Source organism: Rathayibacter sp. AY1F2 (assembly GCF_002930885.1).
Classification (GTDB): domain Bacteria; phylum Actinomycetota; class Actinomycetes; order Actinomycetales; family Microbacteriaceae; genus Rathayibacter.
The window spans coordinates 24,714-49,109 of record NZ_PSVG01000011.1 but is presented as its reverse complement, the minus strand read 5'-3'; the positions used below and the strand labels follow the sequence as shown (position 1 = coordinate 49,109).

The window sequence follows — 24,396 nt, the reverse complement described above, 5'->3', positions numbered from 1 at the left end:
GGTGCGGTCCGAGACCGCGGCCGGGATGATCAGGGCATGGACCTCCCGTTCGCGCTCCCCGTCGCCCCGATGCTCGCCAAGGCCGTTCCTGCGGTGCCGGAGCAGACCGCCGTCGCGGGCGGATACTCCTACGAGCCGAAGTGGGACGGGTTCCGCGCGATCGTCTCGGTCTCCGGCGGGGAGTGCGAGATCGGGAGCCGCGGCTCCAAGCCGCTGACCCGGTACTTCCCCGAGCTCGTCGAGGCCTTCCTCCGGCTGCTCCCCGACGGCTGCGTGCTCGACGGCGAGATCGTCCTGGCGACCGGCGAGCCGGGTGCCCAGCGGCTCGACTGGGACCTGCTCTCGCAGCGCATCCATCCGGCCGCGAGCCGCGTGAGGATGCTGGCGGAGACCACCCCGGCGATGCTCGTCGCCTTCGACCTGCTCGCCGTGGACGGGCGCAGCATGCTCGAGGAGCCGTACTCGGCGCGGCGGGAGGCGCTCGCCGCGGTGATGGCCGGCGTCCCGCATCCGCTGCACCTCGGCCGCGCCACCGACGACGAGGCCCTGGCGCGCGACTGGCTGGAGCGCTTCGAGGGCGCAGGACTGGACGGCGTCGTGGCGAAGCCCCTGGCCGCGCCCTACTCCCCCGGGAAGCGCGCCGTGCTCAAGGTCAAGCACCACCGCACGGCCGACGTGATCGCGATCGGGTACCGCGAGCACGCCTCCAAGCCGGGCGTGGGCTCGATCCTGCTCGGCCTGCACGGCGACGACGGAGAGGTCCGCCAGGTCGGCGGGGCCTCGGCCTTCAGCGACGAGCGTCGCGTGCAGCTGCTGGAGGAGCTCGCACCCGCGGTCGAGCGCGACGCGGAGGGAGCACCGGTGCGCGGCGAGGGCGAGCGGAGCCGGTTCTCGAGCGGCCGCGACACCTCCTTCGTGCGTCTGCGTCCCGAGCTCGTGCTCGAGGTCCGCTACGACCAGCGCGAGGGCGACCGCTTCCGGCACACCGTGCAGTTCGAGCGCTGGCGCCCGGACCGCGACGCCGCCTCCTGCACCATGGAGCAGCTGGAGCAGCCGACCGCGTACGACCTCGGCGACGTCCTCGGCTAGGCCTTCTTCGCGCGGCTGGGCTGCACGCGGGGCGGCTCGCCCGGCATCTTGGGGAAGTCGGGCGGGAACGGCAGCTCGCCGAGGCCGGCGGCGACATCGCGCTCCCACCAGCCGAGCAGGGCGTCGAGGCGGCCGGGGGCGTCGTGCATCCGTGCCCACGGATCACCGCGCTCGGCGAGGCGCGCCGGGACCGTGCGGATCGTGAAGGCCCGCGGGTCGACGCCGTCGAGCTCGTCCCAGTCCAGCGGAGTGGAGACGGGAGCGTGCGCGAGCGGCCGCGGGCTGTAGGCACCGGCGATCGTCCGGTCGCGGTTGGCCTGGTTGAAGTCGACGAAGATCCGCTCGCCGCGCTCCTCCTTCCACCATGCCGTCGTGACCTGCTCGGGCATCCGCCGCTCCAGCTCGCGCGCCGCGGCGATCACCGCGTGGCGGACGTCGAGGAACTCGTGCTCGGCGACGATCGGCGCGAAGACGTGCAGGCCGCGGTTGCCGGACGTCTTCACGAACGGGTCGAGGCCGGCCTCCCGCAGGACCTCCCGCAGCGCGTGCGCGGCGACGACCGCGTCGGCGACGTCGGTGCCGGGCTGCGGGTCGAGGTCGATCCGGAGCTGGTCGGGCAGGTCGGGCGCATCGGCGCGGGACGCCCACGGGTGGAAGACGACGGTGTTCATCTGCGCCGCCCAGACGGCGGCCGCGGGCTCGTCGATCACGAGCTGCGGATGCACCCGCCCGCTCGGGTACGTCACCGGGACGGACCGGACGTACTCGGGCGCGCCCTTGGGCGGGTTCTTCGAGAAGAACTGCTCGCCCTCGATCCCGGAGGAGAACCGCTGCAGCGAGACGGGGCGGCCGCCGTTCGCCGCGACGAACGGCTCGCCGACGGCGATCAGGTACTCCGCGACCTCGCGCTTGGTGATGCCCGGCTCCGGGAACAGCACGCGCTCGGGGCTCGAGATCCGCACCTCCCGGTCGCCGTGCGGTCCGGGGACGGTGAGGACGACGGCGTCGCTGCTGGGCATCTGCTGAGGCTAGCCCGCGGCGCCGCCCGGCGACAGGGGTCCGCCGGGTCGCCTCCGCAGGCGGATCGGGCCCTTCGCCCGCGAGGGGTCGACGACCTGTCCGCCCTGCACGATGTCGATCTCGCCCCGGTCGACCAGGCGGCGCGCGGCCCGGCGCACGGGCTCCATCAGCGGCCGCCACTCCTCGCCGCCGACCCGGCGCGCGACCTCGGACGGGCACGCCGTCGACGACGCCGCTCGCGCGAGCAGGACGGTGCGGATCTCCTCCTCGAGGCGCGCCTCCTCCGGACCGACTCCGCGACGGCGGCAGGCGTCCGAGCAGTAGCGGACGTCCTCCCAGTCCCGTGCCCACTTCGCGCGCCACTCGATCTCGCGACCGCAGGAGGCGCAGGTCTTGCTCTCGGGATGCGCGGTGGACGTGCGCTGACGGTGGGCCATGCCCTCGAGTCTGCGCGCAGACCGCGGCCGCAGCGACGGGTTGCGCTGAGGGCGAGCGACGGGCGCGCGGAGGCCGGCGCCGACGACGGGCACCCGATCCGGCGTGATCGGGAACAGGGAGCGGCGGATCGGCGTTCCCCGAGGTGGCGGCGTCATACTCCGCAATGGGGCGGCCCTCCCCCGGCCGGTGCGCCAGTCTGGAGGAGCCGTGCTGCGGCGCGACGGCGGGCCACCACCCCGTGCCGCACCCTCGATCGATCAGGAGTCTCCGATGAGCCGCGAGAACCTCGCCACCACCCCGGACCGCGAGCCGGAGCACCGCGCCTTCGCCGGACTCTCCCCGGAGGACTTCAAGCTCGCGTTCCGCAACCACGCCGCCGGAGTCGCGCTGATCACCGCCGACCCGGGCACCGGCCCGGTCGCCCTGACCGCGACCTCCGTCTTCTCGGTGAGCGCCGAGCCGCCGCTGTTCGTCTTCTCACTCTCGTCCGCCTCGTCCAGCTCTCCGGCCATCCAGGCGTCCGAGACGCTGGTCGTGCACCTGCTCGGGGCGGAGCAGCTCGACCTGGCGCGCCTGGGCTCGACCAGCGGCATCGACCGCTTCGCCGACACGTCGCTCTGGTCGCGGCTGCCCACGGGCGAGCCGTTCTTCCCGGGCGCCGCCGCCTGGATCCGCGGCACGGTGATCAACCGCATGGAGGCGGGATCGTCCACGATCGTCGCCGTGCACGCCCTCGAGGCCCACGTGCCCGAGGACTCCGAGACCACGGCGCCGCTCGTCTACCACAACCGCACCTGGCACCACCTCGGCGAGCACTCCCGCCTCAGCTGAGCTCCGCGGGCGATCCGAAGAAGGCGGTTCAGGCCTCCGACCCGGTCGCCACCGTCCGGCCCGGCGTGCTCGACCACTGCGACCAGGATCCCGGGTAGAGCGCCGGCGCGAAGCCCGCGAGCGTGAGCGCGACGACGTCGACCGCGGCCGAGACGCCGCTGCCGCAGTACACGCCGACGGGGGCGTCCTCCCGTACGCCGAGCGCCTCGAATCCCGCGCGCAGGTCGGAGGCGGGCCGGAACCGCCCCTCGGAGTCGAGCGCCGCGGACGCCGGAGCGTTCCGAGCGCCGGGGATGTGGCCCGCCCGCGGGTCGATCGGCTCGACCTCGCCGCGGTACCGCTCAGGGGCGCGGGCGTCGAGCAGGACGCCCGCCGAGGGCAGCGCCGCCGCCTCGTCGATGTCCAGCACCGGGAGCCGACCGTAGGCCAGCTCGACGTCGCCCCGCTCGCGCGGGACGTCGCCCGTCTCGAGCTCCCGCCCCGAGCGGATCCAGCCGGCGAGCGACCCGTCGAGCAGGCGGACGTCCTCCACTCCCGTCGCCCGCAGCAGCCACCAGGCCCGCGCGGCCGGGACGCTACGCGCGTCGTCGTACACGACGACGGACCGGCCCCGGCGGAGCCCCCAGCCGCGCGCCGCCTCCTGCAGCACCTCGATCGGAGGCAGCGGGTGGCGCCCCTCCTCCGGCTCGCCGTGGGCGGCCAGCTCGTGATCGAGGTCGACGTGCACCGCGCCGGGCAGGTGACCCGCGAGGTACTCCGGGCGGCCGTCGGGCCGGTCGAGGCGCCAGCGCACGTCGAGGACGAGCGGCGGCTCGGTGGAGGCCATGAGCTCGGCGAGCTCGTCAGGGGTGACCAGCAGGCTCTCGCGGCTGGAGGGGGTCGTCGGGGTCATGGCGTCCTTCCGATCCGCGTCGTCGGCGGAGTCCTGCCCCAGCATGCCGGGTCGCCCGGCGGCGCGGGAGCTCGGGCGGCAGCGGAGCATCAGTGCGCAGGGCGCCTTGTCGATGGTCGTCCGCCGGAGAGCCTCTCGCGCAGGCGGGTCGTCTTCGCCACTCGATACCCGCGAGCGTGGCCCGGAGGCCTGCAGGGGACCGCTCGGACCTGAGAGAGGAGGGTGAGGCTCTCGTCGTCGGAGGACGGCCGAAGGCCCGCCCCTCCGGCAGGGGCGGACCTTCGCTGCCTTCAGTTGGACTCGCAGGCGAACCCGTCGTCGTCCCTGTCGAGCCCTGCGACATCGCCGTAGTACGGGTCGTACAGGTCGAAGTACCGCTGAGCTGAGGCCTGGTCCGGGAAGTCGTCGCAGTTCACAGCGTCGCCGGGATAAGCAGGTCGTCCCGGGCCGGGCGCCGGTGCCGGCGCCGGTGCCGCGGCCTGCGTGCTCGCCCAGAGTGCGCGGCCCTGCGGCGAGTAGATCACCAGATTGCCGTCGTTCTGCATGACCATCCGGGAGCCCGGGCTGCCCGCCGTGCCGGACTGCCAGCGCGCTCCGCCGGAGCCCGCGTAGACCACGGCGTTGCCGTCGGACTGCATCTCGAGCCGGTTGCCGCCTCCGGACGTGCCGGCCGCCCAGCGGGCCGAGCCGCGCGAGTAGACGACGAGGTTGCCGTCGCCCTGCATGACCGCCTCGCTTCCTCCGTCGGAGGAGCGCAGCAGCTGACCGGCGGTCAGCCGGTTCCCGGAGGAGAGGGTGTCCCGGACGGCGGGCGCGGGCGGCGCCGGAGGAGTGTCGCTCGCCCACAGCCCGCGGCCCGAGGCGGAGTAGACGACCAGGTTGCCGTCGTTCTGCATCTGCAGGCGGGATCCCGGGTTGCCCGCCGTACCCGAGGCCCAGAGGGGTCGGCCCGAGGCGGAGGTGACCACGGCGTTGCCGTCCGACTGCATCGAGAGCGTCTCGCCCTCGCCCTGGGTGCCGGCGCCCCAGCGGACGTCCCCCCGCGAGTAGACCGCGAGATTGCCGTCGCCCTGCAGGGAGGCGCGCGACCGGCCGTCCGGCGAGGTGAGCTGCTGTCCCCGGCTGAGCCGCGAGCCGGAGGAGAGGACGTCTCGGATCTCGGGCGCGCGCGAGGTCGAGCTCGCCCAGAGCGGCCGTCCGGAGGCGGCGGTGATCACCAGGTTGCCGTCGTTCTGCATCCGCATCCGCGCGCCCGGGTTCCCGGGCGTTCCCGCCTGCCAGCGCACGCCGGACCCGGGGGCCGAGACCACCGCGTTCCCGTCGGTCTGCATCGCGAGGCGGTTGCCCGCTCCGGAGGTGACGGAGCTCCAGCGCGGCGATCCGTCCACGTAGACGACGAGATTGCCGTCGCTCTGCATAGCGGCGCGCGAGCGGCCGTCGGAGGCGGTCAGCTGCTGTCCCGGAGAGAGCTCGCGCCCGCTGTCGAGGACGTCGGCGATCGGCTCCGGCTCGGGCTCCTGCTCGTCGGCAGAGGACCAGGCCGTGTCCCCGTTCGGGCGGACGAGCACGAGCTGCCCGTCGTCCTGGATGAGGGCGAGCGCGCCGGTCTCTCCCGCGGTCCCGGACGCCCAGACGGGCGTGCCGGAGCCGGTCACGACGACGAGGTTGCCGTCCTCCTGCATCCGCACCGTGGTCGCTCCGGTGCCCTGGGTCCTGGTGCTCCAGACGGGGCGGCGCCCGGCGTCGTAGATCACGGCGTTGCCGTCCGCCTGCATCTCGAAGCTCGCGGAGTCTCCGTTCGAGAAGATGCGCTCGCCCGCGTCGAGCGAGTCGCCGCCGAGGAGGGCGTTCGTGTAGGTCTGCAATCCGCGCGCCTCTGCGGGCGGAGTCTCCCCCGGGACGAAGGCGGTCGGAGTCTCGGCGACGGCCTGCGTCGCGAGGGCGGACGGCGCCAGAGCGGCGGAACCGCCCGCGGCGAGCAGGCAGGCGAGGGCCATCGCCGCGAGGCGATGAGGAGGTCGTGGCACGGAGAGCCCTTTCGGAGGCGGCGGCGGCGGAAGCCGGGGTCGAGCGGAGCCTGGCACGCGCTCGCCACGGCCGTCCATCCGGGCCGCGAGGAACCACTCAGCCGGAGCGGGCGATCCGCGCCGGCTGCGCGGGCGCCGCCTCCGGACCACGGAGCCTCCGGCCGGCTCGCGCGCCCCGGTCGGGGGCGGCGGCGATCGACGCGGATCGACGGAGGACGTGCTCCCACGGCCGGAGCGCACCCCGCGCGGGCGCCCCGGGAGGCGGCTCGGACCTCCCGCGGCACGGAGGAGGTCCCCGTTCCTCCTAAAATCGGAGGCATGTCGAAAGTGTTGAGCAGTCTGCCCGTGGGCGAGCGTGTCGGAATCGCATTCTCGGGAGGCCTCGACACATCCGTCGCCGTCGCCTGGATGCGCGAGAAGGGCGCGGTGCCCTGCACGTACACGGCCGACATCGGCCAGTACGACGAGCCCGACATCGAGAGCGTCCCGTCCCGCGCGGCCCAGTACGGCGCCGAGATCTCGCGCCTCGTCGACGCGAAGAGCGCGCTGGTCGAGGAGGGGCTCGTCGCCCTGCAGTGCGGCGCTTTCCACATCCGCTCCGGCGGCAAGACCTACTTCAACACCACCCCCCTCGGCCGCGCCGTGACCGGCACCCTCCTCGTCCGCGCCATGCGCGAGGACGGCGTCGACATCTGGGGCGACGGCTCGACCTACAAGGGCAACGACATCGAGCGGTTCTACCGCTACGGCCTGCTCGCCAACCCCCGCCTGCGCATCTACAAGCCCTGGCTCGACGTGCAGTTCGTCAACGAGCTCGGCGGCCGCACCGAGATGTCGGAGTGGCTGGTCGCCCGCGGCTTCCCCTACCGCGACGCCACCGAGAAGGCCTACTCGACCGACGCCAACATCTGGGGCGCCACCCACGAGGCCAAGCGCCTCGAGGAGCTCTCCAGCGGCCTCGAGCTCGTCGAGCCGATCATGGGGGTCGCGTCGTGGCGCGACGAGGTCGAGATCGCCTCCGAGGTCGTCTCGGTGCGCTTCGAGGCCGGCCGCCCCGTCGCGCTGAACGGCGTCGAGTTCTCGGACGCCGTCGCGCTCGTGCTCGAGGCGAACGCGATCGGCGGACGCCACGGGCTCGGCGTCTCGGACCAGATCGAGAACCGGATCATCGAGGCCAAGAGCCGCGGCATCTACGAGGCCCCCGGCATGGCGCTGCTGCACATCGCCTACGAGCGCCTGCTGAACGCGATCCACAACGAGGACACCGTCGCCCAGTACCACTCGGAGGGCCGCCGTCTCGGCCGCCTGATGTACGAGGGCCGCTGGCTCGACCCGCAGTCGCTGATGCTGCGCGAGTCCATCCAGCGCTGGGTCGGCTCGGCCGTCTCCGGGGAGGTCACCCTGCGTCTGCGCCGCGGCGACGACTACACGATCCTCGACACGACCGGCCCCGCGCTGAGCTACCACCCGGACAAGCTCTCGATGGAGCGGGTCGGCGACGCCGCCTTCGGCCCCGAGGACCGCATCGGGCAGCTCACGATGCGCAACCTCGACATCGCCGACTCCCGCTCGCGGCTCGAGCAGTACGCGGCCGCCGGCCTCGTCGGCGGTCCGACCGCCGAGCTCGTCGGCGAGCTCGAGATCGGCGAGGCCGACGCGATCACCGAGGGCGGCGGGTCCGCAGCGGCCGATGCGCTCGGACGCGCCACCGACCTGGCCTCGGAGGGTGCGGCGTTCGACGCCGGAACCGACTGAACCCGCCCGCCCGACGCCCCCGCGCGCATCCGTCCCACGGGGACGCGAGGCGCACGGGGGCGTCGTGCTGTGCGGACCGACCCGGCGCGCCGGGTGCGAGGGCGGGCCCGGCGCGAGAGCGGTGCTCCGGCGTTCGTCGCGCCGGCCGTCAGGGCGCGGAGGACCGGACGAGCGCGAGCGCGGCGTCCACGGTGGCGAGCGACTGCGCCGGATCGACGCGGGCCAGCACGAGCGCGGCCACCAGCAGCGACACGAGGACGTCCGCCTGAGCCGACGCCCACGCCTGCGCGTCGGGCCAGCGGGCCAGCGCTCCGGTGCGCAGTGCGCCCAGCAGCTCGGCCCGGTAGTCGGCGATCACCTCGCGCACGGCGTCGTCGCGCGCGATCGGCGCGCCCGCGGCGTTGAGCAGCAGGCAGCCGCTCCTCGCCGAGAGCGTGCGGGAGTCGGCGAGCGCCGCCCGCAGCCCGGCGAAGTACTCCTCGAGCGCCGTCGGCGACGCCCCTCGCGGATCGACGAGCGGGGCGAGCCGGGGCCGCACCACCTCGTCGAGGTAGCTCTGCACGGCAGCGTCGAAGAGCCCGCGCTTGCTGCCGAAGGCGTGGTAGAGGCTGGAGCGGCGCAGTCCGGTCGCGGACTCCAGGTCCGGGAGCGACGCCTCCTCGAAGCCGCTCTCCCAGAAGACGGCGCGGGCGGCGCGGACGACCTGCTCGGTGTCGAAGCCCTGCGTGCGACCCACGGTGCTCCTCCTGAGGGGTGACAGCTGCGGCGCCGCACTGGCGCGGACCGCTCGCTCCAGTATATTGTGGACTGGTCGTTACACAATCGGTGCGGAGCCCTCCGCATCACGACCATCGCCTGGAGGCCCGCCGTGATCGTTCTCGGACTGGTGCTCGCCGCTCTCGCCGCGGCGCTGCACGTCTACATCTTCGTGCTCGAGTCGGTCCTCTGGACGACCTCGCGCGCCCGATCGACGTTCGGCACGACCGCCGGCGAGGCGGAGGCGACGAAGGAGATGGCCTACAACCAGGGCTTCTACAACCTCTTCCTCGCCGTCGTCACCGCGGCGGGCATCGTCGCCGTCGCGATCGGCGCCACCGCCGTCGGCGCGGCCCTCGTGTTCGCCGGCGCCGGATCGATGGTCGCCGCAGCACTCGTCCTGCTCCTCTCCGCTCCGACCAAGCGCCGCGCCGCGCTGACCCAGATGACCCCGGGTCTGCTCGCGGTGATCGCGCTCGCCGTCGGCCTCTCACTCTGATCCCCTCATCCACCACGAAAGGTCCTGTGAGCACCGTCACCAGCACCCAGATCCAGCTCGTCCGCCGCCCCGACGGCTGGCCCGTCGCCGAGGACTTCCGGACCGCGACCGTCGAGTACGGCGATCCCGCTGCGGGCGAGATCCGCGTCGAGAACGCCTTCCTCTCGGTCGACCCCTACATGCGCGGCCGCATGAACGACGTGAAGAGCTACACCCCGCCCTTCGCCCTCGGCGAGACCATGACCGGCGGTGCCGTCGGCCGGGTGACCGTCTCCGACGACCCCGCGTTCCCCGTCGGCAGCGCGGTCCTGCACCAGCTCGGCTGGCGCGACGTCGTGCAGGCCGAGTCGTCGCAGTTCCGCGTCGTCCCCGAGATCCCCGGAGTGCCGCTCTCGCTCCGCCTCGGCATCCTCGGGATGACCGGACTCACCGCGTACGTCGGGCTCACCGCCATCGCGGGCATGAAGGAGGGCGACACCGTCTTCGTCTCGGGCGCCGCGGGAGCCGTCGGCTCGGCCGCCGGTCAGATCGCGCGCCTCCTCGGAGCCGAGCGGGTCGTCGGATCCGCGGGCTCGGCCGAGAAGGTCGCCCTGCTGACCGAGAAGTACGGCTACGACGCCGCCTTCGACTACCACTCCGGCCCGGTCCGCGAGCAGCTGGCCGAGGCCGCGCCCGACGGGATCGACGTGTACTTCGACAACGTCGGCGGCGACCACCTCGAAGCGGCCCTCGACGCCTTCCGCGACGGCGGCCGCGCGGCGCTCTGCGGAGCGATCGCCGGCTACAACAGCACCGAGAAAACGCCCGGCCCCGACAACATGGCGAACATCATCACCCGCGGTCTCACGCTGCGCGGCTTCACGCTGTCCGGCTACCTCGACCACGCGGCGGAGTTCAACCGGCTGATGGCCGGCTGGTTCGCCGACGGAGAGATCGCCTACGACGAGACCGTCGTCGACGGCATCGACCACGCCGTGGACGCGTTCCTCTCGATGATGCGCGGCGGCAACACCGGGAAGATGGTCGTCCGCGTCTAGCGCCGACCCCGGTGCGGCGGGCGCGGGGAGGGGCACCTCCGGACGCCCGCCGCATCCGTCCTCCGCCTCCCTGACCGGGACCTCCGAGAATGCTCGCGGATCCGCGGGGCCGATCGGTCCGGGCGGTGGCAGACTGCGGACATGAGCACGTTCTCGCACCGGACCGGCGCCTCCGCGCTGGCAGCAGCAGCACTCGTCCTCGTCCTCACCGGCTGCGCGGGCAGCGGCGGAGCCCCGTCCGCGCGGACGCCGCTCCCGACGCCGACCGCGACCGCGACCTCTTCGCCGACTCCCGCTCCGACGCCGACTCCCGCCGTGACCGTGACGGTCACGGCGACCCCCGAGCCCTCGTCGACCGGTTCTCCCGCCGCGGATCCGGCGGCGGCGCGCTGCACGGGCTCCGACCTGACGATGGAGTACCGCCCCGACCCCGACGCGTCGGGTGCCGGGAACAGCGCCTTCGACCTCGTGCTCACCAGCACCTCCTCCTCGGACTGCGCTCTCGCGGGCATCCCCGGCGTCTACGCGACCGACGCCGACGGGAACCGGATCAGCGCGGTCGCCGACGCGTCCGGCCCGAACCCCGATGCTCCCGTGATCCTCGTCCCCGGCGCCCGGGCGGACGTCCGGGTCGCCTGGCACTCCCCCGGCGCCTACGGCTGCGCGGTCGGGACCTCCGCGTTCCTCGTCGCCGAGGTCCTCGACGCCCCGGACGGCGCGGTCCGCGCCCCGGCCGAGCTCCAGGTGTGCACCGACGGCACCGTGATGATGGACGCCTCCGCCTACGCGCTGCTCTGAGCCCTCCCCGAGCGCGCACGCCTCCCGCGCGGCCCGCTCACCGGGCGCGACCCCTTGACCGGGCGCGGCGCAGCCGGGACCCTCGCACTACACGTCCCCACCCCACCCCGGAGGTCACCATGAAGGTCGGCTCACTCGTTCTCCGTCTCGCCGTCGGCGGGCTCTTCGTCGGACACGGTCTGCAGAAGCTGCGGGGCTCGTTCGACGGCCCCGGCCTCGACGGCACCGAGCAGATGATGTCGAGCCTGGAGATGCATCCGGCCCGGCGCAACGCCGTCGCCGCAGCGGTGACCGAGACGGCCGGAGGCGCCGCTCTCGCCCTCGGCGCCGCGACTCCGCTCGCCGCCGCCGGACTCGTCGCCACGATGGTCACCGCCGTGCGCAAGGTGCACTGGAGCAACGGCCTGTGGAACGCGGGCGGCGGGTGGGAGTACAATGCCGTCCTCGTCGCGGCGACGGCCGCGATCGTCGCGGACGGCCCCGGCGCGCTCTCGTTCGACGCCCTGATCGGCAAGCGCAAGTGGGGAGCCGGCTGGGCGCTGTTCGCCCTGATCGGCGGAGCGGCTGCGTCGACCGCCCTGATCGAGGCCGGGCGACGCGCCGCGCCGGTCGGAGCGGGCACCTCCGGCTCCGACGACGGCGGGTCGGACGACGACGGCGCCGACTCGACCGCCTCGTAGCCCCGCTCCGCCGCACTGTGCGGGCGCGGTAGCGTCGGAGGCGTGACCGAGACACGCGCCTCCGACCCCGATCGCCCCGAGACCGACGCGCTCGCCCTCTGGCTCGCGGCGGTCGAGCGCCTCGACGCTCAGGACGACCCGGACGGCGTCGTCGAGCGGATGCGCGTCCTCGCAGCCCGCTACCCGGGACACGACGGAATCGCCGCTTTCGAGCTGGGCGGCGCCCTCGACAGCGCGGGACACGAGGCGGAGGCGGCGGTCGAGTACGAGCGCGCCCTCGCCGCCGGCCTGGATGACGAGCGGCGGGCGCGGTTGACGATCCAGTACGCCTCGACACTCCGGAACCTCGGCCGCACCGATGAGGCGATCGACCTCCTCGCCGGCGCCGCCGCGCACCCCGCGGTGGGCTCCGCGCGGGAGGTGTTCCTCGCGCTCGCCCTGCACAGCGCCGGGCGCGTCGACGAGGCCCTGCGGATCGCGCTGGAGGCGCTGGCTCCGGGGCTCCCCCGGTACCAGCGCTCCGTCCGCGCCTACGCCGCCGCCCTCACCGACCCCGAGCAGTAGCGCGGAGGCTCGGCGCGGCGAGCGCCGAACCTCCATGGGCGCCGACTCAGTCCTCGAGCAGGATCGCGTCGATCTGCCCCATCGCCTGGCGGAGTCCCTCCTCCATGCCCATCTGGACCATCTGCTCGAGCTGCTCGACCGACTCGAAACGGCTGCGGAGGACCATCCGCGTGCGCCCCGGCTCGATCTCGTCGAGGGTGACCGTGGCCCGGGTGATCCCCAGCGCGTCGACCGGGTCGCCGCGCTCGTCGGCGAAGCCGTCCTCGAACTCGAACCGCGTCGGCTCCTCCACCCGGGTCACGCGCCACCAGCCGCGCGCCTGCTCGCCGTCCGGTCCCGTCATGACGTAGGCGCTCCGTCCACCCTCGACCGGCTCGTGCCGCTCGAAGGTCGCCGGCCAGGTCGGCGGCCCCCACCAGCGCTCGAGGCGGCGCGGATCCGTCCAGAGGAGCCAGACGCGCTCGATCCCCGCGTCGAATTCGGCGGTCACGGTCAGGGTCAGTTCCTCGATGTCCTTGACGGACTGCAGCACGCTCATCGCGCCTCTCCCTCCAGCAGATCCCGCGCGCCGGTCGGCTCGCGGGTGTCACTCCTCGTCGAGGAGGTCCGACATGCGGTCGATCCTCCCCGCCCACAGCTGCTCGTAGGCGTCGAGCAGGCGCGACGCCCGCCGCACTGCGGCGACCTCGCCCTGCACCAGCTGCTCCCGCCCCCTCCTCCGCTTGCGGACGAGTGCCGCCCGCTCGAGGACGGCCACGTGCTTCTGCACCGCCGCGAACGACATCTCGTAGCGCGCCGCGAGTGCGGAGACGGACTGCTCGCCGACCAGCACCCGGGCGACGATGTCGCGGCGGGTGCTGTCGGCCAGCGCCCGGAAGAGCAGGTCGATGTCGGCGTCCATTCGTACAACCATATGGTTGCATATTAGGGCCGTCCCCTCCCCCGCGCAAGAGCATCCGTCTCCGGGGCGAGCGCACCGACCGGCGCCCGACCTCAGGCGCTCGCGGCATCGAGGGCCTCGGCAGCGGCCGCGAGCACCCAGTCCGGCAGGGGGCGGGCCGCGAACAGCGAGGCGTAGAGCCGGGCCATCGAGTCGTCGGGGTCGAGCCGCAGCGCCTCGTCGAGGTGGAGCCCCGCGAGGCTCGAGACTCCCCTCGCCCACCAGCACCACGCGAGAACGGTGAGCACGGAGGAGCGCGCCTCCTCCGGCGCCAGCGCGGCGGCGCGGGCGAGGAGCCCGGTCGCCCGCGCCAGACGGCCGCGCTCCGGAGCACGCCCGCTGCCGAGCAGCAGGGCCGACAGCTCGAGGTCGTGGTCGTCGTCCGTTCCGGCGCGGGCGTCGCCCACCGCGCCGGGCGGCACTCCCACTCCTGCCTGCGGGCTCCGCGCGATCTGCACGGTCACCCGGTCGCGGAGGGGCGGCGACTGCAGGGTCCGCACGATCAGTCCTTCGCGGCGGACGTCCCGCGGTCCGCTGAGCCAGCGCTCGACGAGCCGTTCCGTGTCGCCGACCAGGGGCGGCCGGCGAAGCACCTCCGCGACGAGCGCGCGATCCTCCTCGGTGACCGGCGGCAGCACGGAGAGCGCGTCGATGTCCAGTGGCTCGTCGGCCACCGCTCGGGCGAGGACGCCGGTCTCGCTCCGCTCGATCTCGAGGAGCGGACGTGGCCTGCGGCACTCCTCGGCGTCCGTGTAGCGCCCCCATCCGTCGGCGGCGATGCAGGCCACGGCGATGATGTCCAGCCGCGTGCGCTCCAGGCGCCGGAGCACCGCGTGGCCGAGGTCGAGATGCGGGATCCCCCGCTCCTCGGCGTAGCCCGCACGGGTGCAGACCACCACCAGCACACCGGTGGCCCGCGGCATCGTCTCCATCATGGCCGCGCAGCCGCCCGCCAGCGCCTCCGCCTCCATCCCGCGCAGCGTCTCCGGGAGCGGGATCCGGAAGCCTCCCCCGGCGCGCGTGCCGAGGAACGGCACCACCACGACGGACTCCTCCGGACGGATGCCGATGATGGAGGGGACGGCCGCCAGGAGGTCCTGGATCGCGCTCGCCCGCAGGACTTCGGGATCGCGGCGGCGGGACGGAAGAGCAGGGGTTCGCTGTGTGGATGTCATGTCCGACACCCTGCTCGCGTCGCCGGCGGCGCGAGATCCCGCCGGCCCCGACCGGGGAGAACCGGAGCGAATCGGCGCCTGTGGAGGAGCGCTCGGGGCCGGCGGCTCAGCCGGCCGCGGGAGCCCGCAGCACCTTCGCCATCGGCCGTCCCTTCGCGATCTCGTCGATCAGCTTGTCGAGGTACCGGATGCGCTGCATCAGCGGATCCTCGATCGTCTCGACCCGCACGCCGCAGATCATCCCTGTGATCGCCGAGGCCTGCGGAGGCAGGCGCGCCGCCGCGAAGAACTCCTCGAAGGTCGTCCTGCTCTCGAGGTGCCGGGCCAGCTCCTCGTCCGAGAAGCCGGTGAGCCAGCGGACCGCCTCGTCGACCTCCTCCCTCGTCCGGCCCTTGCGCTCCGCCTTCGCCACGTAGAGGGGGTGCACGTCGGCGAACGCCACGGAGAAGATCCTGCTCATGGCCGGGAAGCGTACTCGCGCGACGCCCGGCGCGGCAGAGGCGCCCGCCCCGCTATCCTCCCCAGTGGCCCTCGCGCCTCCACCCCGCAGCCCACAGAGAGAACCACCGTGAGCCTCCTCCGCACCAAGTCCGTCGAGCAGTCGATCGCCGACACCGATGAGCCCGAGTACAAGCTCAAGAAGTCGCTGACCGCGCTCGATCTCACGGTCTTCGGCGTCGGAGTCGTCATCGGCGCCGGCATCTTCACCCTCACCGGCCGCGCCGCCCACGACATCGCCGGACCGGCGATCGTCCTGAGCTTCGTCGTCGCCGCATTCGCCTGCGCCCTCGCGGCCATGTGCTACGCCGAGTTCGCCTCCACGGTCCCGGTGTCGGGCTCCGCCTACACCTTCTCCTACGCCTCCCTCGGCGAGCTCTTCGCCTGGATCATCGGCTGGGACCTGATCCTCGAGCTGTTCCTCGGAGCGAGCGTGGTCGCGCAGGGGTGGAGCGCGTACCTCGGGTCGCTGCTGCAGCAGCTGGGAGTGACCCTCCCGCCGGCGCTCACCTACGGCGGCGTGGTCGACGTGCCGGCGATCCTGCTCGTCCTCGCGCTCGGCGCGCTGATGACCTTCGGGATCAAGGAATCGCTGCGCGTCAACCTGGTGCTCGTCGCGATCAAGCTGTTCATCGTCCTGTTCGTCATCATCGCGGGCCTGCAGTTCGTGAACACCGCCAACTACACCCCGTTCGTCCCCGCCGCCGAGCCCTCGCAGTCCGCGTCCGGTCTGACCCAGCCGCTGCTCCAGTTCCTCTCGGGCATCGAGCCGGCCACGTTCGGCGTCGGCGGCATCATCGCCGGCGCCTCCCTGGTGTTCTTCGCCTACATCGGGTTCGACGTCGTCGCGACGACCGCGGAGGAGACCCGCCGCCCCCAGCGCGACCTGCCCATCGGCATCATCGCCTCGCTGATCATCTGCACGGTCCTGTACTGCGCCGTCGCCCTCGTCGTGACCGGCATGGTCCCCTACCGCGAGCTCGACCCGTCGGCCGCGCTCGCCAATGCGTTCGCCTACCACGGGCAGACCTGGATGGCGACGGTCATCTCGGCCGGCGCCGTCGCCGGTCTGACCACCGTCGTGCTGACGCTGCTGATCGGAGCGACGCGCATCATCTTCGCGATGGCGCGCGACGGGCTCCTCCCCCGGCGCCTGGCCACCGTCCACCCGCGCCTGCGCACGCCGTGGTTCACCTCCGTGGTCGTGACCATCGTCGTCGCGCTGCTCGCCGGGCTCACTCCGATCGGCGTGCTCGAGGAGATGGTCAACATCGGAACGCTCTCGGCGTTCGTGCTGGTCTCGGTCGGCGTCGTGGTGCTGCGCCGCAAGCGGCCCGACCTGAAGCGCGGCTTCCGGGTCCCGCTGAACCCGTGGCTCCCGCTGCTCTCGGCCCTGATCTGCACCTACCTGATGCTCAACCTCTCGATCGAGACCTGGCTGCGCTTCCTGATCTGGCTGGCCGTGGGCTTCGCGATCTACTTCGCCTACTCGCGCAGCCACGCGAAGATCGGCACGAAGCCCTAGGGGGCCAGGCCCACCTTCGGCCTGGCCCAGGAGCGTCCGCGCGTGTCCTTGAGGATGTCGTACTCCACCTCGACGTGCGGCTCGATCGCGCTGTACTTGTCGTTCGGGGCGCCGATCACGAGCTGGAAGCCGAGACCGCGCCACGCACCGATCGCCCGCTTGGTGAAGTGGGCGTCGGCCTTGATCAGCGCCTCGTCCATGAAGACCGGGGCGTACCGGGGGCGGTCGGCTCCCGCGTCGCCGAGCTGGTAGCGCAGCGCCGCTCCGACGATGAAGGCGATCAGCTCCTGCGACTCCCCGCCGGACTTCTCGCCGATGTGGTCGTACAGCGCCACGTGCGCTCGGGTGACGGCGTCCACGCGCTCGGCGCTGACCCGGACGTGGTTGCGGACGTCGACGAGGTCGCCGAAGTCGGGCGCGGTGCGCCGCAGCCGCTGGATGAGCCGGGACATCCGCCGGTAGACCTGCTCGCGCTCCTCCTCCGCGGACACGGCCTGGATCTGCGCGCGCACCTCGCGGAGCTCGCGGCGGAAGCGACGGCGCACCTCCGACTGGTTCTCGCGCGTCGTGATCTGCAGACGGTGGCCGTCGTCGTAGAACGGCAGATCCTGCATGATCACGTTGATCGGCTCGATCCGCTCGCGGATCTCCCGCAGTGAGCGGCCGAGCGTGGAGTCGAAGCTCGTGAGGTCGTTGCCGGAGAGCGTGAGCAGGCTGTCGCGCCACTCGGTCTCGAGCCGGTGCAGGCCGCTGGTCTCGAGGGCGTCGAGCAGCCGCTCGAAGTCGCCCGCGGACGCCTCGGGGTCCGCGAGCAGGTTGGGGTTCGGCCAGCGGTCGAGGAAGCCGGCCATGATCCGGCCGGCGCTCTCGCGCTGCTGCTCGTGCGCCTCGGCCGCGGAGCGGCGGTCCTCCGCCAGTCGCTGCGCTGCCGTGGCGAGCGCTGCGTCGAAGCGGACCAGGACGTCCGAGGCGCTGCCGGACGCCGCGGCCTCGGTCAGCGTGAACCGGGCGTCGAGGAAGGCGCGCTGGTCGTCGTCGAGCTCGCGTCCTGCCTGCTCCGCCGCATCGAGAACCGCCTGGCTCGCGTCGACGTCGTCGACCACGACGGCCCACTCCGCCTCGATCCGCTCGCGCTCCACACCGGCGCGCGCGATTTCCTGGCGGAGGCGCTCGAGGCGGCCGCGCAGCCCGTCGATCTGCTCCTGCAGCCCGGCGAGCTCGGGGTTCGCCTCCGCCGCCTCGGCGCCGACCGCCTCCCAGCGCTCCTGCTCGGCGAGCAGCGACTCGACGTCGACCGTCTCCCAGCTCACCAGCGCGAGGCGGGCGTGGCGCGTCATCCGGTCGTCGAGCGCATCGAGGGCCTCCTCCGCCGCCGACGCCGCCGAGACGGCCGCCGCGCTGCGGGCCCGGGCCGCCTCGACCAGGGCGTTCAGCTCGCGGAGACGACCGGTGTTGGAGAAGCCGAGGACGTTCGCGGCGCCGTGGCCGCCGTGCGCACCGCGCTGCCCCTGCGAGAGCTGACCGGTGAGGGTCAGGGCGAGCCGGTGGCGCCCGAGCTCCGCAGCGCTGTCGACGCACACGTAGCCGAAGCGGTCCTCGAGCCGGTCCTGCAGCCAGCCGGTGAAGGCGGTGGCGCGGTAGTCGAGGCGCCCGGGCAGCGTCTGCGGGTCGAGGCCCCGCACCTCCTCGAGCCCGGTCTCCACGCCCTCGTAGCGGAGCCGGACCGGGAGCCGGACGGAGTCGATGGCGCGGCGGAAGCGGTCGAGGTGGGCGGAGTCGATCATCAGCGTCGTCGCGAAGCCGCCGAGGGCGAGCGTGAACGCCTCGCGCCAGGGCTCGAACTCGGCACGCACCTCGACCAGCTCGCCGACGAAGGGCAGGTCGTCGGCGGTGAGGCCGGCTGCCTCCGCGACCCGCTCGCGCGCCTCGTGCAGAGGCCGGGGGATGCTGTCCCGACGGTCCGAGGCCGAGCGCTGCTCCGCCTCGAGCTCGGCGAGATCGCCCGCCGCGGCCTTCCGCTCGGCGACCGCGTCCGACCAGGCCGCACGGGTGCTGCGCTTGGCGTCGGCCGCGCTCGCCGCCCGGGCGAGCACCGCCTCGAACCGCTCGCGGGTGGTCTCCGGCTCGCCGAGAGCGCGCAGGTCCTCCTCGAGCCGGGCGCGGTTCTCGCGCGCCGCGCCCAGCCGCCGCTCCACCTCGCGGAGCTCGCGCTGGGCCGTCTCGAGGCGGTCGCCGCCGGAGGCCCGCAGCACCTCGGCGAGCCCGTCCCGCTCCGACTCCGCCGCCTCGGCGAGGGCCCGCTTCTCGCGGAGCACGGCGTCGACGGCGCGGGTGCGCTCGCGCAGCTCGACCTCGACGTCGCGCAGCAGGCCGAGGCGCTGCTCAGCGCGCCACAGGGCCGCCGGCGACACCGGGGCGTCGAACTCCCCGAGCGCGTCGATGAGGCGCACGCGCTCCGCGGACGCGGCGATGCGCAGGCGCAGGCCCCGCAACGGCTCGAGTGCCGCGACCTGCTGGCGCGCGGTGAGCATCCGCTGCCGGGTGCTCTCGAGCTCGTCGAAGTGGGCGACGACCGCGTCGGCGGAGGCCAGGGTCTCGGGCTCCTCGAGCACGAGCCGCTTGTAGAGGTCGTCGACGGTCGTGATCTGCTGACCGGCCTGGATGCGGGCGAGCAGGCTCATCGCCTTCGATCCGGCTCCCGCCGCTCCGATGCCGAGCACCGCGTGCAGACGCGCCGAGAACTCGCGGTCGGTGCCGAGCGGATCCAGGCCCGCCGCGCGCAGCGACGCGTCGGAGAAGCGGTGCGCCGCCGCCCGGTCGAGCGCGGCGAAGTCGACCGGGCCCTCGGCGCTCGCGCGGATCCGCACGGTCTCCTCGAGCACCCGGGAGCCGGCCGGGACGTACCAGGCGCGGACCGCGCTGAAGCGCGAGCCGTCGTGGTCGACCCAGGTCATCGCGACGGCGGTCCAGGTGTCGACTCCGTCGCCGCGCAGGACGCGCATGGTCGTGCCCTCGTCCGTGCGCGACTCGTCGAGCTTGCCGCGCGCGTAGGAGAGGATGTTGCGCTGGTCCTCGCCGCGCGGACGGCCCGTCACTCCGCCGTTCGAGGCGCCGTTGAACGGCGTGGTGTGCGGCATCATCAGGGCGATGTAGGCGTCCATCAGCGTGGACTTGCCGGAGCCGGAGCCGCCGCAGAGGAGCGTGGCGCCGGGCGAGAAGCGGACCCGGTGGGCGCCGTCGTAGCCGCCCCAGTTGACCAGCTGCAGGTCCTCGGCGAGCCACTGCTGACCGCGGGAGGCGGCGGGGATCAGGCCGAAGAGGGTGTCGAGCATCGTCATCGGGGGTCGTCCTCCGGGTCGGGGGTGTCGTCGTCGGTCGGCTCGTCGTCCAGCGGCTCGTCGTCCAGCGGCTCGTCGTCCGCGACATCGACTCCGGGCAGGACGCCGTCCGTGGGCGGGTCCGCGTCCTCGTCGAGGCCGTCGTCCTCGAGCGCGTCGTCGTCCGCCTCCTCCGGATCGTCCGAGCCGGGCTCCTCGGCGGGCGCCGCTTCTGCGACCACCGAGGAAGCGTCTTCGCCCGCCCGCCCGCGCAGCCAGTCGCTCAGCTCCCGCAGCTTCGGCGCGCTCAGCACGATCTCCACGATCGAGCTGATCCGGTACCGCCCTGCGGACTCCTCGTCGACGATGCCGTCGCGCCCGAGCCGCTCCAGCGCCTTGCGGACCATGCGCTGCCGGCGGGCTGTGTCGCGCTCGGCGTCCGCGAAGTAGCTGAGCACCGTCTGCTCGACCTCCTCGACGTCCACGCGCGCCGACGCCTCGCCGGCCGCCGACTCCCGCTGATGGACCGTGCGCAGGTGCACCAGCACCAGCGTCTCGGCGCGGGTGTAGGGGAGGTCGCGCAGCAGCACCGGCATCTCCACCTCGTCGGAGCGCACCTGCTGCTTGTAGGCGACCCCGCGCTCGTGGTCGACGACGAGCCGCACGAACAGGTCGTTCAGCCGCGACTCGATCAGCTGCCGGTGCTCCTGGAGCACGGCCCACTGCTCGCGGTGGCGGTCGGCGAGGAGGAAGCGGCGCTGCAGCACGTGCACGAGCACCCGGCGCACCTCGGTGTCGAGGACGCCGCGGTCGCCGGGGAAGAGCTCGTCGGGGTCCTCCTCCATCGACACGGGCGCGATGAACGGATCGGCGGCGGTCCCGTCGGTCGCCAGGGTGTCACTCATCGTCGGTCTCCTCCTCGGTGCGGGCGGTCACGGATCCGAAGGCGAAGCGGCGCACGGTCCCGTCGGGTCGGCGCGTGCTCACGACGGAGTAGCCCTCGCGGTCGACGAGGCCCGTCCGGTGCGCGATCTCGAGCAGCCCGAGCAGGTCGACGGGCCGTCGCGTGTCCTCCGGAGCCGCGCTGAACGCGTCCGCCAGATCGAACTCGTCGCCGAGCTCCGCCACGTAGGCCTCCAGCTCCGCGTAGCGGGGACCGCCCCAGGCCCGGCTGTCGTCGCCGACGAACTCGGCGTCGCCGTCGTCTCCGGCCAGGGGCGCCGGCCCGCCGGCCGGACGCACGTCTCCCAGGGTCTGGCGCAGGTGGCCGATCCCGGCGACGGGCAGGTGCCGCAGCGGCGCGACCGGCGCGTCCGGCGAAATCCCGCCCGTCCACTCCTGGAGCCCCGCCATCACGTCGCGCAGCAGCTCGTCCACCTGGCGGTCGCGAGCCGGGTCGTGGGTGCGGACCTGGCCCGTGATGACGTGGGACGCGCGGCGCTGCGCGGTCAGGACCTCCTGCACGCCCAGCTCCACCCGGCGGCCGATCGCGGCCAGCTCCGCGCGCTGGGCGGGGTCCATCAGGCGGGAGAACGGCTGCACGAGCACGGTGTGCAGCTGATCGGCGAGCGCGTCGATCCGCTCGGGGTCGCCCAGGAGGCGGAGGGCTCCGGCGAACGCACGGCCCTCGCTGGTGGCCTGCATCACGTGCTGACCTCGCTCGAGGTACTCCCGCAGCACCTCGCCGGTCGGGCGGACGTCGCGGCGCAGGTCCGCGACCACGTCGCGCTGCATCGCCTTGATCGACTCCGCCACCCGCGCGAAGTCGGCCGGCAGCTCGCGGGCGAGGTGCACCACGTTCTCGGCCTCCTCCAGGAGCTGCTCGTCGTCGGCCGGCTCGAGACCGGCGCCCTCCTCGAGTGCGGCGATCTCGGCGTCCAGGCGCGCCCGCTCCTCGCGGAGCCGCGAGAGGCGGGCCTCCGGGTCGGGATCGACGTCCGCGGCCAGCCGCTCGACCGCCTCCAGCAGGGTGCGCACCCGCGAGTTCGAGACGCGCGTGCGTCCACCTCCGGTGCGCCCGGTGATCTCGAGGGCGCTCACGGCGTGGGCGCTCAGCCGGTAGACCTCGGCCTCGCCCTCGATCTGCGGCACGAGCCAGCCGACGCGGACCCAGTAGCGGCACACCTCGCGCGCCGTGCCGCTCGGCAGAGCGCGCTCGCCCTCGTCGTACCCGGCCGAGCGCAGCTCCTCGAGCAGCTCCCCCACCTCGGCGTGCGCGTCGGCGACCGCCACGGCCTGCCGGTCGACGGTGAACACGAGCGACAGGGCGGCGACGACGAACGGGGCGTACCGGCCGTGGAGGAGATCCAGGGTCGGCGTCCGGAAGGCGCCGAGGGAGCGCAGGTAGGCGGCCTCGGCGCGGGAGTTCGACATCGCCCTCAAGGATAGGCGGCGGGTCGGGCGCCCGAGGACGGCCGCGCCTGGGCCGCAATCCGACCAGCGCCTTCAGGCGCCGTCGGGGCGGAAGCCTTTGTAGAGCGTGAGCGCGAGGGCGGTGCGGTCGCGGAGGCCGAGCTTGCGCAGCAGCGCCGAGACGTGGTTCTTCACGGTGCCCTCGGCGAGCACGAGGGCGGCCGCGATCTCCCTGTTGTTCCGCCCTTCGGCCACCAGCTCGGCGACCACCCGCTCGCTCCGCGTGAGCAGCGTCAGCGGGCTCTCGCCGGTGCGACCCGGCTGGACGGCCGGCCGGGCGACGCGCGGATCGATCACCATCCCGCCGGCGATCACCGCGTCGAGGGCCACGACGAGACCCTCCACCGAGGTGTCCTTCAGGAGGAATCCGGAAGCGCCGGCCGAGAGGGCCGCCTGCACGAGCGCGTCGTCGTCGAAGGTCGTCAGAAGGAGGACGGGCAGACGCGGATGGAGCTGCGCACACTCGGCGGCGAGCTCCACGCCGCCCATGACCGGCATCCGCGCGTCGGTGACGACGACGTCCACCTCCGTCGTGCGCAGAATGTGCAGAGCAGCCTGTCCGTTCTCGGCCTGGGCCGAGACCACGACACCCTCGACCGTCGAGAGGAGCATGACCAGCCCACGGCGGATCATCTGCTGGTCCTCCACCAGCAGCACTCGCCTCGGTGTCGTCTCCGTCACGAGGCGCGGCTCTCCCGTTCCCCGTCGGCGCCTCCGAGAGGGATCGAGAGGCGCAGGAGGAACCGGTCGCCGATGCGCCGCGCCGTCAACCGACCTCCGCGAGCCGTCGCGCGATCGTCGAGGCCGCGCAGCCCGAACCCCAGCACAGGCTCGCCGTCGCTGATCCCGTTGCTCCTTCCCGCGCCGATGTCGCTGAGCAGCGAGAGCTCGAGCCGGACGTCGTCCGTCTCGATATCGATGCGGACTCTGCGGGCAGCGCCGTGCCGCAGAGCGTTCGTCAGCCCTTCCTGCACGCCTCGGTAGACGACGAGCGCGGTCTCATCGTCGCTGGTGAGCACACGGTCCGACGCCTCGTCGCCGACCACATCCACGGTCACGCCCGTGCCGCGGAAGGACTCCGCGATCAACTCCAGCGCAGCCAGGCCGCGGGCGCCCGCGTCCCGGAAGGGACTGAGCGCTCGTACCCACATCCGCATGTCCGCGAGAGCCTCGCTCGACGTGGATCGGGCGGTGCGGACCTCGGCCCACGCCTGCTCGGCATCGGCGGAGCGCAGGCGATCAGCGAGCTCGAGACTCATCGAGACGAGGGTCAGCTTGTACCCGAGGCCGTCGTGGAGCTCGCGTGCGCTCCGGGCGCGCTCGTCCGACAGCAGCAGCTCCTTCTCCGTCTCGGAGGCGCGATGCAACCGCCTGATCACACGCTGGTCGGCGGATCGCTCGCTCTCGAAGCCGCGAAGAGAGAGTCCCAGGGCGATCCCGAAGCACATCAGCACGGCCACGGGCACCACGTTGAGCAGACCGTCGAGCACTCCGGAGAGCAGCGCCCTCCCCGAGCCGACGGCGCCCCCGACATGGAGGGCCAGTCCGACGGAGGCGATCCAGATCATCGCGTGCGCCCCTGCGCGGAGCGAGACGTCGACCACCGCGAACGCCACGACGAGGAGGAGGACCGGGATCGTGAAATCGAGCCGGCCGAAGACGACGACCGGCGTCGCCGCGACGATGGACACCGTCGTCACGGCGACCCCGTGTCCCGCTCGGATCAGTCGGGGCCGGACGGCCCAGAGCCCGGCGATCACAGGCACCAGCGCGAGCCATGTGACCGCGACCGCTGCACCCGTGCCTCTCTGCGCGGAGTCCACGACGCCCAGGATCCCTGCCAGGACGAGGCAGCACAGGGCGATCGCCTGAAGTGCGATGACGGTCCTGTCCACGGTGCTCGACAGGGACGGCGCGACCGCGACCCGCTCGTGTCCTGCCGCTGACGGCGCGGAGATCTCCGCCGCCGTCTCCGGAGTTGAGCCCATGTCGACAACTGTAGCTCCGACTCCGGGATGCCGACCCGTGACCGCAGTCACGCCCTCACCGTGACTCCGGTCATCCTCATCCGTGACTTCGGCGGGAGGTGGTCGACTGCGGACCTTCCTAGCCTCGAAGTCAGCGCCGGGAGCCGCATCCCGCA

General features: G+C 73.5%; 23 protein-coding genes. 9 read left to right on the top strand and 14 right to left on the bottom strand.

Annotated elements, in window-relative coordinates:
• Positions 1 to 36: 36 nt before the first annotated feature.
• Positions 37 to 1,089, top strand: coding sequence for an ATP-dependent DNA ligase (locus C5C54_RS10250; protein WP_104225401.1), 1,053 nt, complete (start codon positions 37 to 39; stop codon positions 1,087 to 1,089).
• Here the strand turns inward: C5C54_RS10250 and ligD are convergent.
• Both ligD and C5C54_RS10240 read right to left on the bottom strand, forming a co-directional pair.
• A complete protein-coding gene (ligD, locus tag C5C54_RS10245; RefSeq protein ID WP_181028781.1) occupies positions 1,086 to 2,108 on the bottom strand; it encodes a non-homologous end-joining DNA ligase in 1,023 nt (340 codons plus the stop codon). The two genes, C5C54_RS10250 and ligD, sit on opposite strands and share 4 nt — an antisense overlap.
• 9 nt (positions 2,109 to 2,117) lie before the next feature.
• Positions 2,118 to 2,546, bottom strand: a complete 429-nt coding sequence (locus tag C5C54_RS10240) for a DUF2256 and DUF3253 domain-containing protein (RefSeq protein ID WP_104233370.1) — start codon at positions 2,544 to 2,546, stop codon at positions 2,118 to 2,120.
• A gap of 271 nt (positions 2,547 to 2,817) precedes the next feature.
• On the opposite strand from C5C54_RS10240, the gene C5C54_RS10235 reads away from it, so the two are divergent.
• Positions 2,818 to 3,378 (top strand): flavin reductase family protein, encoded by a 561-nt coding sequence (locus tag C5C54_RS10235; protein WP_104222547.1) that lies wholly within the window; start codon positions 2,818 to 2,820, stop codon positions 3,376 to 3,378.
• A 28-nt stretch (positions 3,379 to 3,406) separates the two neighbouring features.
• Here C5C54_RS10235 and C5C54_RS10230 read toward each other — a convergent pair whose 3' ends face one another.
• Positions 3,407 to 4,270: a sulfurtransferase gene (locus tag C5C54_RS10230; RefSeq protein ID WP_104288305.1), complete on the bottom strand. Its 864-nt coding sequence runs from the start codon at positions 4,268 to 4,270 to the stop codon at positions 3,407 to 3,409.
• Between the two features lie 290 nt (positions 4,271 to 4,560).
• Complete coding sequence (locus C5C54_RS10225) at positions 4,561 to 6,267, bottom strand: excalibur calcium-binding domain-containing protein (RefSeq protein WP_181127873.1); 1,707 nt, start codon at positions 6,265 to 6,267, stop codon at positions 4,561 to 4,563.
• Positions 6,268 to 6,615: 348 nt separating this feature from the next.
• Between C5C54_RS10225 and argG the strand changes: the two genes are divergently transcribed.
• Positions 6,616 to 8,052, top strand: a complete 1,437-nt coding sequence (gene argG, locus C5C54_RS10220; protein ID WP_104222545.1) for an argininosuccinate synthase — start codon at positions 6,616 to 6,618, stop codon at positions 8,050 to 8,052.
• Between the two features lie 148 nt (positions 8,053 to 8,200).
• Here argG and C5C54_RS10215 read toward each other — a convergent pair whose 3' ends face one another.
• Positions 8,201 to 8,788, bottom strand: coding sequence for a TetR/AcrR family transcriptional regulator (locus C5C54_RS10215; RefSeq protein ID WP_104247166.1), 588 nt, complete (start codon positions 8,786 to 8,788; stop codon positions 8,201 to 8,203).
• A 132-nt stretch (positions 8,789 to 8,920) separates the two neighbouring features.
• Between C5C54_RS10215 and C5C54_RS10210 the strand changes: the two genes are divergently transcribed.
• The 5 genes from C5C54_RS10210 (at position 8,921) to C5C54_RS10190 (ending at position 12,386) form a co-directional block, all read left to right on the top strand.
• Positions 8,921 to 9,307, top strand: a complete 387-nt coding sequence (locus C5C54_RS10210) for a DUF1304 domain-containing protein (RefSeq protein WP_104269170.1) — start codon at positions 8,921 to 8,923, stop codon at positions 9,305 to 9,307.
• A 26-nt stretch (positions 9,308 to 9,333) separates the two neighbouring features.
• A complete protein-coding gene (locus tag C5C54_RS10205; RefSeq protein WP_104288286.1) occupies positions 9,334 to 10,344 on the top strand; it encodes an NADP-dependent oxidoreductase in 1,011 nt (336 codons plus the stop codon).
• A 141-nt stretch (positions 10,345 to 10,485) separates the two neighbouring features.
• A complete protein-coding gene (locus tag C5C54_RS10200; protein ID WP_104288285.1) occupies positions 10,486 to 11,142 on the top strand; it encodes a DUF4232 domain-containing protein in 657 nt (218 codons plus the stop codon).
• A gap of 119 nt (positions 11,143 to 11,261) precedes the next feature.
• Positions 11,262 to 11,822 (top strand): DoxX family protein, encoded by a 561-nt coding sequence (locus C5C54_RS10195; protein ID WP_104222539.1) that lies wholly within the window; start codon positions 11,262 to 11,264, stop codon positions 11,820 to 11,822.
• 42 nt (positions 11,823 to 11,864) lie between these two features.
• Entirely contained in the window at positions 11,865 to 12,386 is a 522-nt protein-coding gene (locus C5C54_RS10190; protein WP_258059938.1) for a tetratricopeptide repeat protein, read from the top strand.
• Positions 12,387 to 12,432: 46 nt separating this feature from the next.
• Here the strand turns inward: C5C54_RS10190 and C5C54_RS10185 are convergent, their stop codons facing one another.
• The 4 genes from C5C54_RS10185 to C5C54_RS10170 form a co-directional block, all read right to left on the bottom strand.
• Positions 12,433 to 12,924, bottom strand: coding sequence for an SRPBCC domain-containing protein (locus C5C54_RS10185; protein WP_104261127.1), 492 nt, complete (start codon positions 12,922 to 12,924; stop codon positions 12,433 to 12,435).
• 48 nt (positions 12,925 to 12,972) lie between these two features.
• Positions 12,973 to 13,287, bottom strand: coding sequence for an ArsR/SmtB family transcription factor (locus tag C5C54_RS10180; RefSeq protein ID WP_374953252.1), 315 nt, complete (start codon positions 13,285 to 13,287; stop codon positions 12,973 to 12,975).
• Positions 13,288 to 13,379: 92 nt separating this feature from the next.
• Entirely contained in the window at positions 13,380 to 14,501 is a 1,122-nt protein-coding gene (locus C5C54_RS10175; RefSeq protein ID WP_104288284.1) for a DUF4192 family protein, read from the bottom strand.
• Positions 14,502 to 14,607: 106 nt separating this feature from the next.
• On the bottom strand, positions 14,608 to 14,961 hold the full coding sequence (locus tag C5C54_RS10170) for a DUF2200 domain-containing protein (protein ID WP_104257296.1): 354 nt from the start codon (positions 14,959 to 14,961) through the stop codon (positions 14,608 to 14,610).
• 108 nt (positions 14,962 to 15,069) lie between these two features.
• On the opposite strand from C5C54_RS10170, the gene C5C54_RS10165 reads away from it, so the two are divergent.
• Positions 15,070 to 16,524 (top strand): amino acid permease, encoded by a 1,455-nt coding sequence (locus C5C54_RS10165; protein WP_104269175.1) that lies wholly within the window; start codon positions 15,070 to 15,072, stop codon positions 16,522 to 16,524.
• Here the strand turns inward: C5C54_RS10165 and C5C54_RS10160 are convergent.
• From C5C54_RS10160 to C5C54_RS10140, 5 genes are all read right to left on the bottom strand, one after another.
• Complete coding sequence (locus C5C54_RS10160; protein WP_104288283.1) at positions 16,521 to 19,862, bottom strand: ATP-binding protein; 3,342 nt, start codon at positions 19,860 to 19,862, stop codon at positions 16,521 to 16,523. The genes C5C54_RS10165 and C5C54_RS10160 overlap by 4 nt on opposite strands.
• A complete protein-coding gene (locus C5C54_RS10155; protein ID WP_104288282.1) occupies positions 19,859 to 20,746 on the bottom strand; it encodes a DUF4194 domain-containing protein in 888 nt (295 codons plus the stop codon). The genes C5C54_RS10160 and C5C54_RS10155 overlap by 4 nt, the downstream gene beginning before the upstream one ends.
• Positions 20,739 to 22,214 (bottom strand): DUF3375 domain-containing protein, encoded by a 1,476-nt coding sequence (locus C5C54_RS10150; RefSeq protein WP_104247174.1) that lies wholly within the window; start codon positions 22,212 to 22,214, stop codon positions 20,739 to 20,741. Before C5C54_RS10150 ends, C5C54_RS10155 begins: the two co-directional genes overlap by 8 nt.
• Before the next feature lie 72 nt (positions 22,215 to 22,286).
• A complete protein-coding gene (locus C5C54_RS10145; protein ID WP_258063291.1) occupies positions 22,287 to 22,901 on the bottom strand; it encodes a response regulator transcription factor in 615 nt (204 codons plus the stop codon).
• A gap of 29 nt (positions 22,902 to 22,930) precedes the next feature.
• The gene (locus tag C5C54_RS10140) at positions 22,931 to 24,241 is read right to left on the bottom strand and encodes a sensor histidine kinase (RefSeq protein WP_104222531.1); all 1,311 of its coding nucleotides are present in this window, start codon (positions 24,239 to 24,241) and stop codon (positions 22,931 to 22,933) included.
• Between the last annotated feature and the right edge of the window lie 155 nt (positions 24,242 to 24,396).

Bases quoted from the DNA above. Each gene is read 5' to 3' on its own strand.
- C5C54_RS10250 (WP_104225401.1), top strand. From the start codon at position 37: ATGGACCTCCCGTTCGCGCTCCCCGTCGCCCCGATGCTCGCCAAGGCC.
- ligD (WP_181028781.1), bottom strand. From the start codon at position 2,108: ATGCCCAGCAGCGACGCCGTCGTCCTCACCGTCCCCGGACCGCACGGC.
- C5C54_RS10240 (WP_104233370.1), bottom strand. From the start codon at position 2,546: ATGGCCCACCGTCAGCGCACGTCCACCGCGCATCCCGAGAGCAAGACC.
- C5C54_RS10235 (WP_104222547.1), top strand. From the start codon at position 2,818: ATGAGCCGCGAGAACCTCGCCACCACCCCGGACCGCGAGCCGGAGCAC.
- C5C54_RS10230 (WP_104288305.1), bottom strand. From the start codon at position 4,270: ATGACCCCGACGACCCCCTCCAGCCGCGAGAGCCTGCTGGTCACCCCT.
- C5C54_RS10225 (WP_181127873.1), bottom strand. From the start codon at position 6,267: ATGGCCCTCGCCTGCCTGCTCGCCGCGGGCGGTTCCGCCGCTCTGGCG.
- argG (WP_104222545.1), top strand. From the start codon at position 6,616: ATGTCGAAAGTGTTGAGCAGTCTGCCCGTGGGCGAGCGTGTCGGAATC.
- C5C54_RS10200 (WP_104288285.1), top strand. From the start codon at position 10,486: ATGAGCACGTTCTCGCACCGGACCGGCGCCTCCGCGCTGGCAGCAGCA.
- C5C54_RS10195 (WP_104222539.1), top strand. From the start codon at position 11,262: ATGAAGGTCGGCTCACTCGTTCTCCGTCTCGCCGTCGGCGGGCTCTTC.
- C5C54_RS10185 (WP_104261127.1), bottom strand. From the start codon at position 12,924: ATGAGCGTGCTGCAGTCCGTCAAGGACATCGAGGAACTGACCCTGACC.
- C5C54_RS10180 (WP_374953252.1), bottom strand. From the start codon at position 13,287: ATGGACGCCGACATCGACCTGCTCTTCCGGGCGCTGGCCGACAGCACC.
- C5C54_RS10175 (WP_104288284.1), bottom strand. From the start codon at position 14,501: ATGACATCCACACAGCGAACCCCTGCTCTTCCGTCCCGCCGCCGCGAT.
- C5C54_RS10170 (WP_104257296.1), bottom strand. From the start codon at position 14,961: ATGAGCAGGATCTTCTCCGTGGCGTTCGCCGACGTGCACCCCCTCTAC.
- C5C54_RS10160 (WP_104288283.1), bottom strand. From the start codon at position 19,862: ATGACGATGCTCGACACCCTCTTCGGCCTGATCCCCGCCGCCTCCCGC.
- C5C54_RS10155 (WP_104288282.1), bottom strand. From the start codon at position 20,746: ATGAGTGACACCCTGGCGACCGACGGGACCGCCGCCGATCCGTTCATC.
- C5C54_RS10150 (WP_104247174.1), bottom strand. From the start codon at position 22,214: ATGTCGAACTCCCGCGCCGAGGCCGCCTACCTGCGCTCCCTCGGCGCC.
- C5C54_RS10140 (WP_104222531.1), bottom strand. From the start codon at position 24,241: ATGGGCTCAACTCCGGAGACGGCGGCGGAGATCTCCGCGCCGTCAGCG.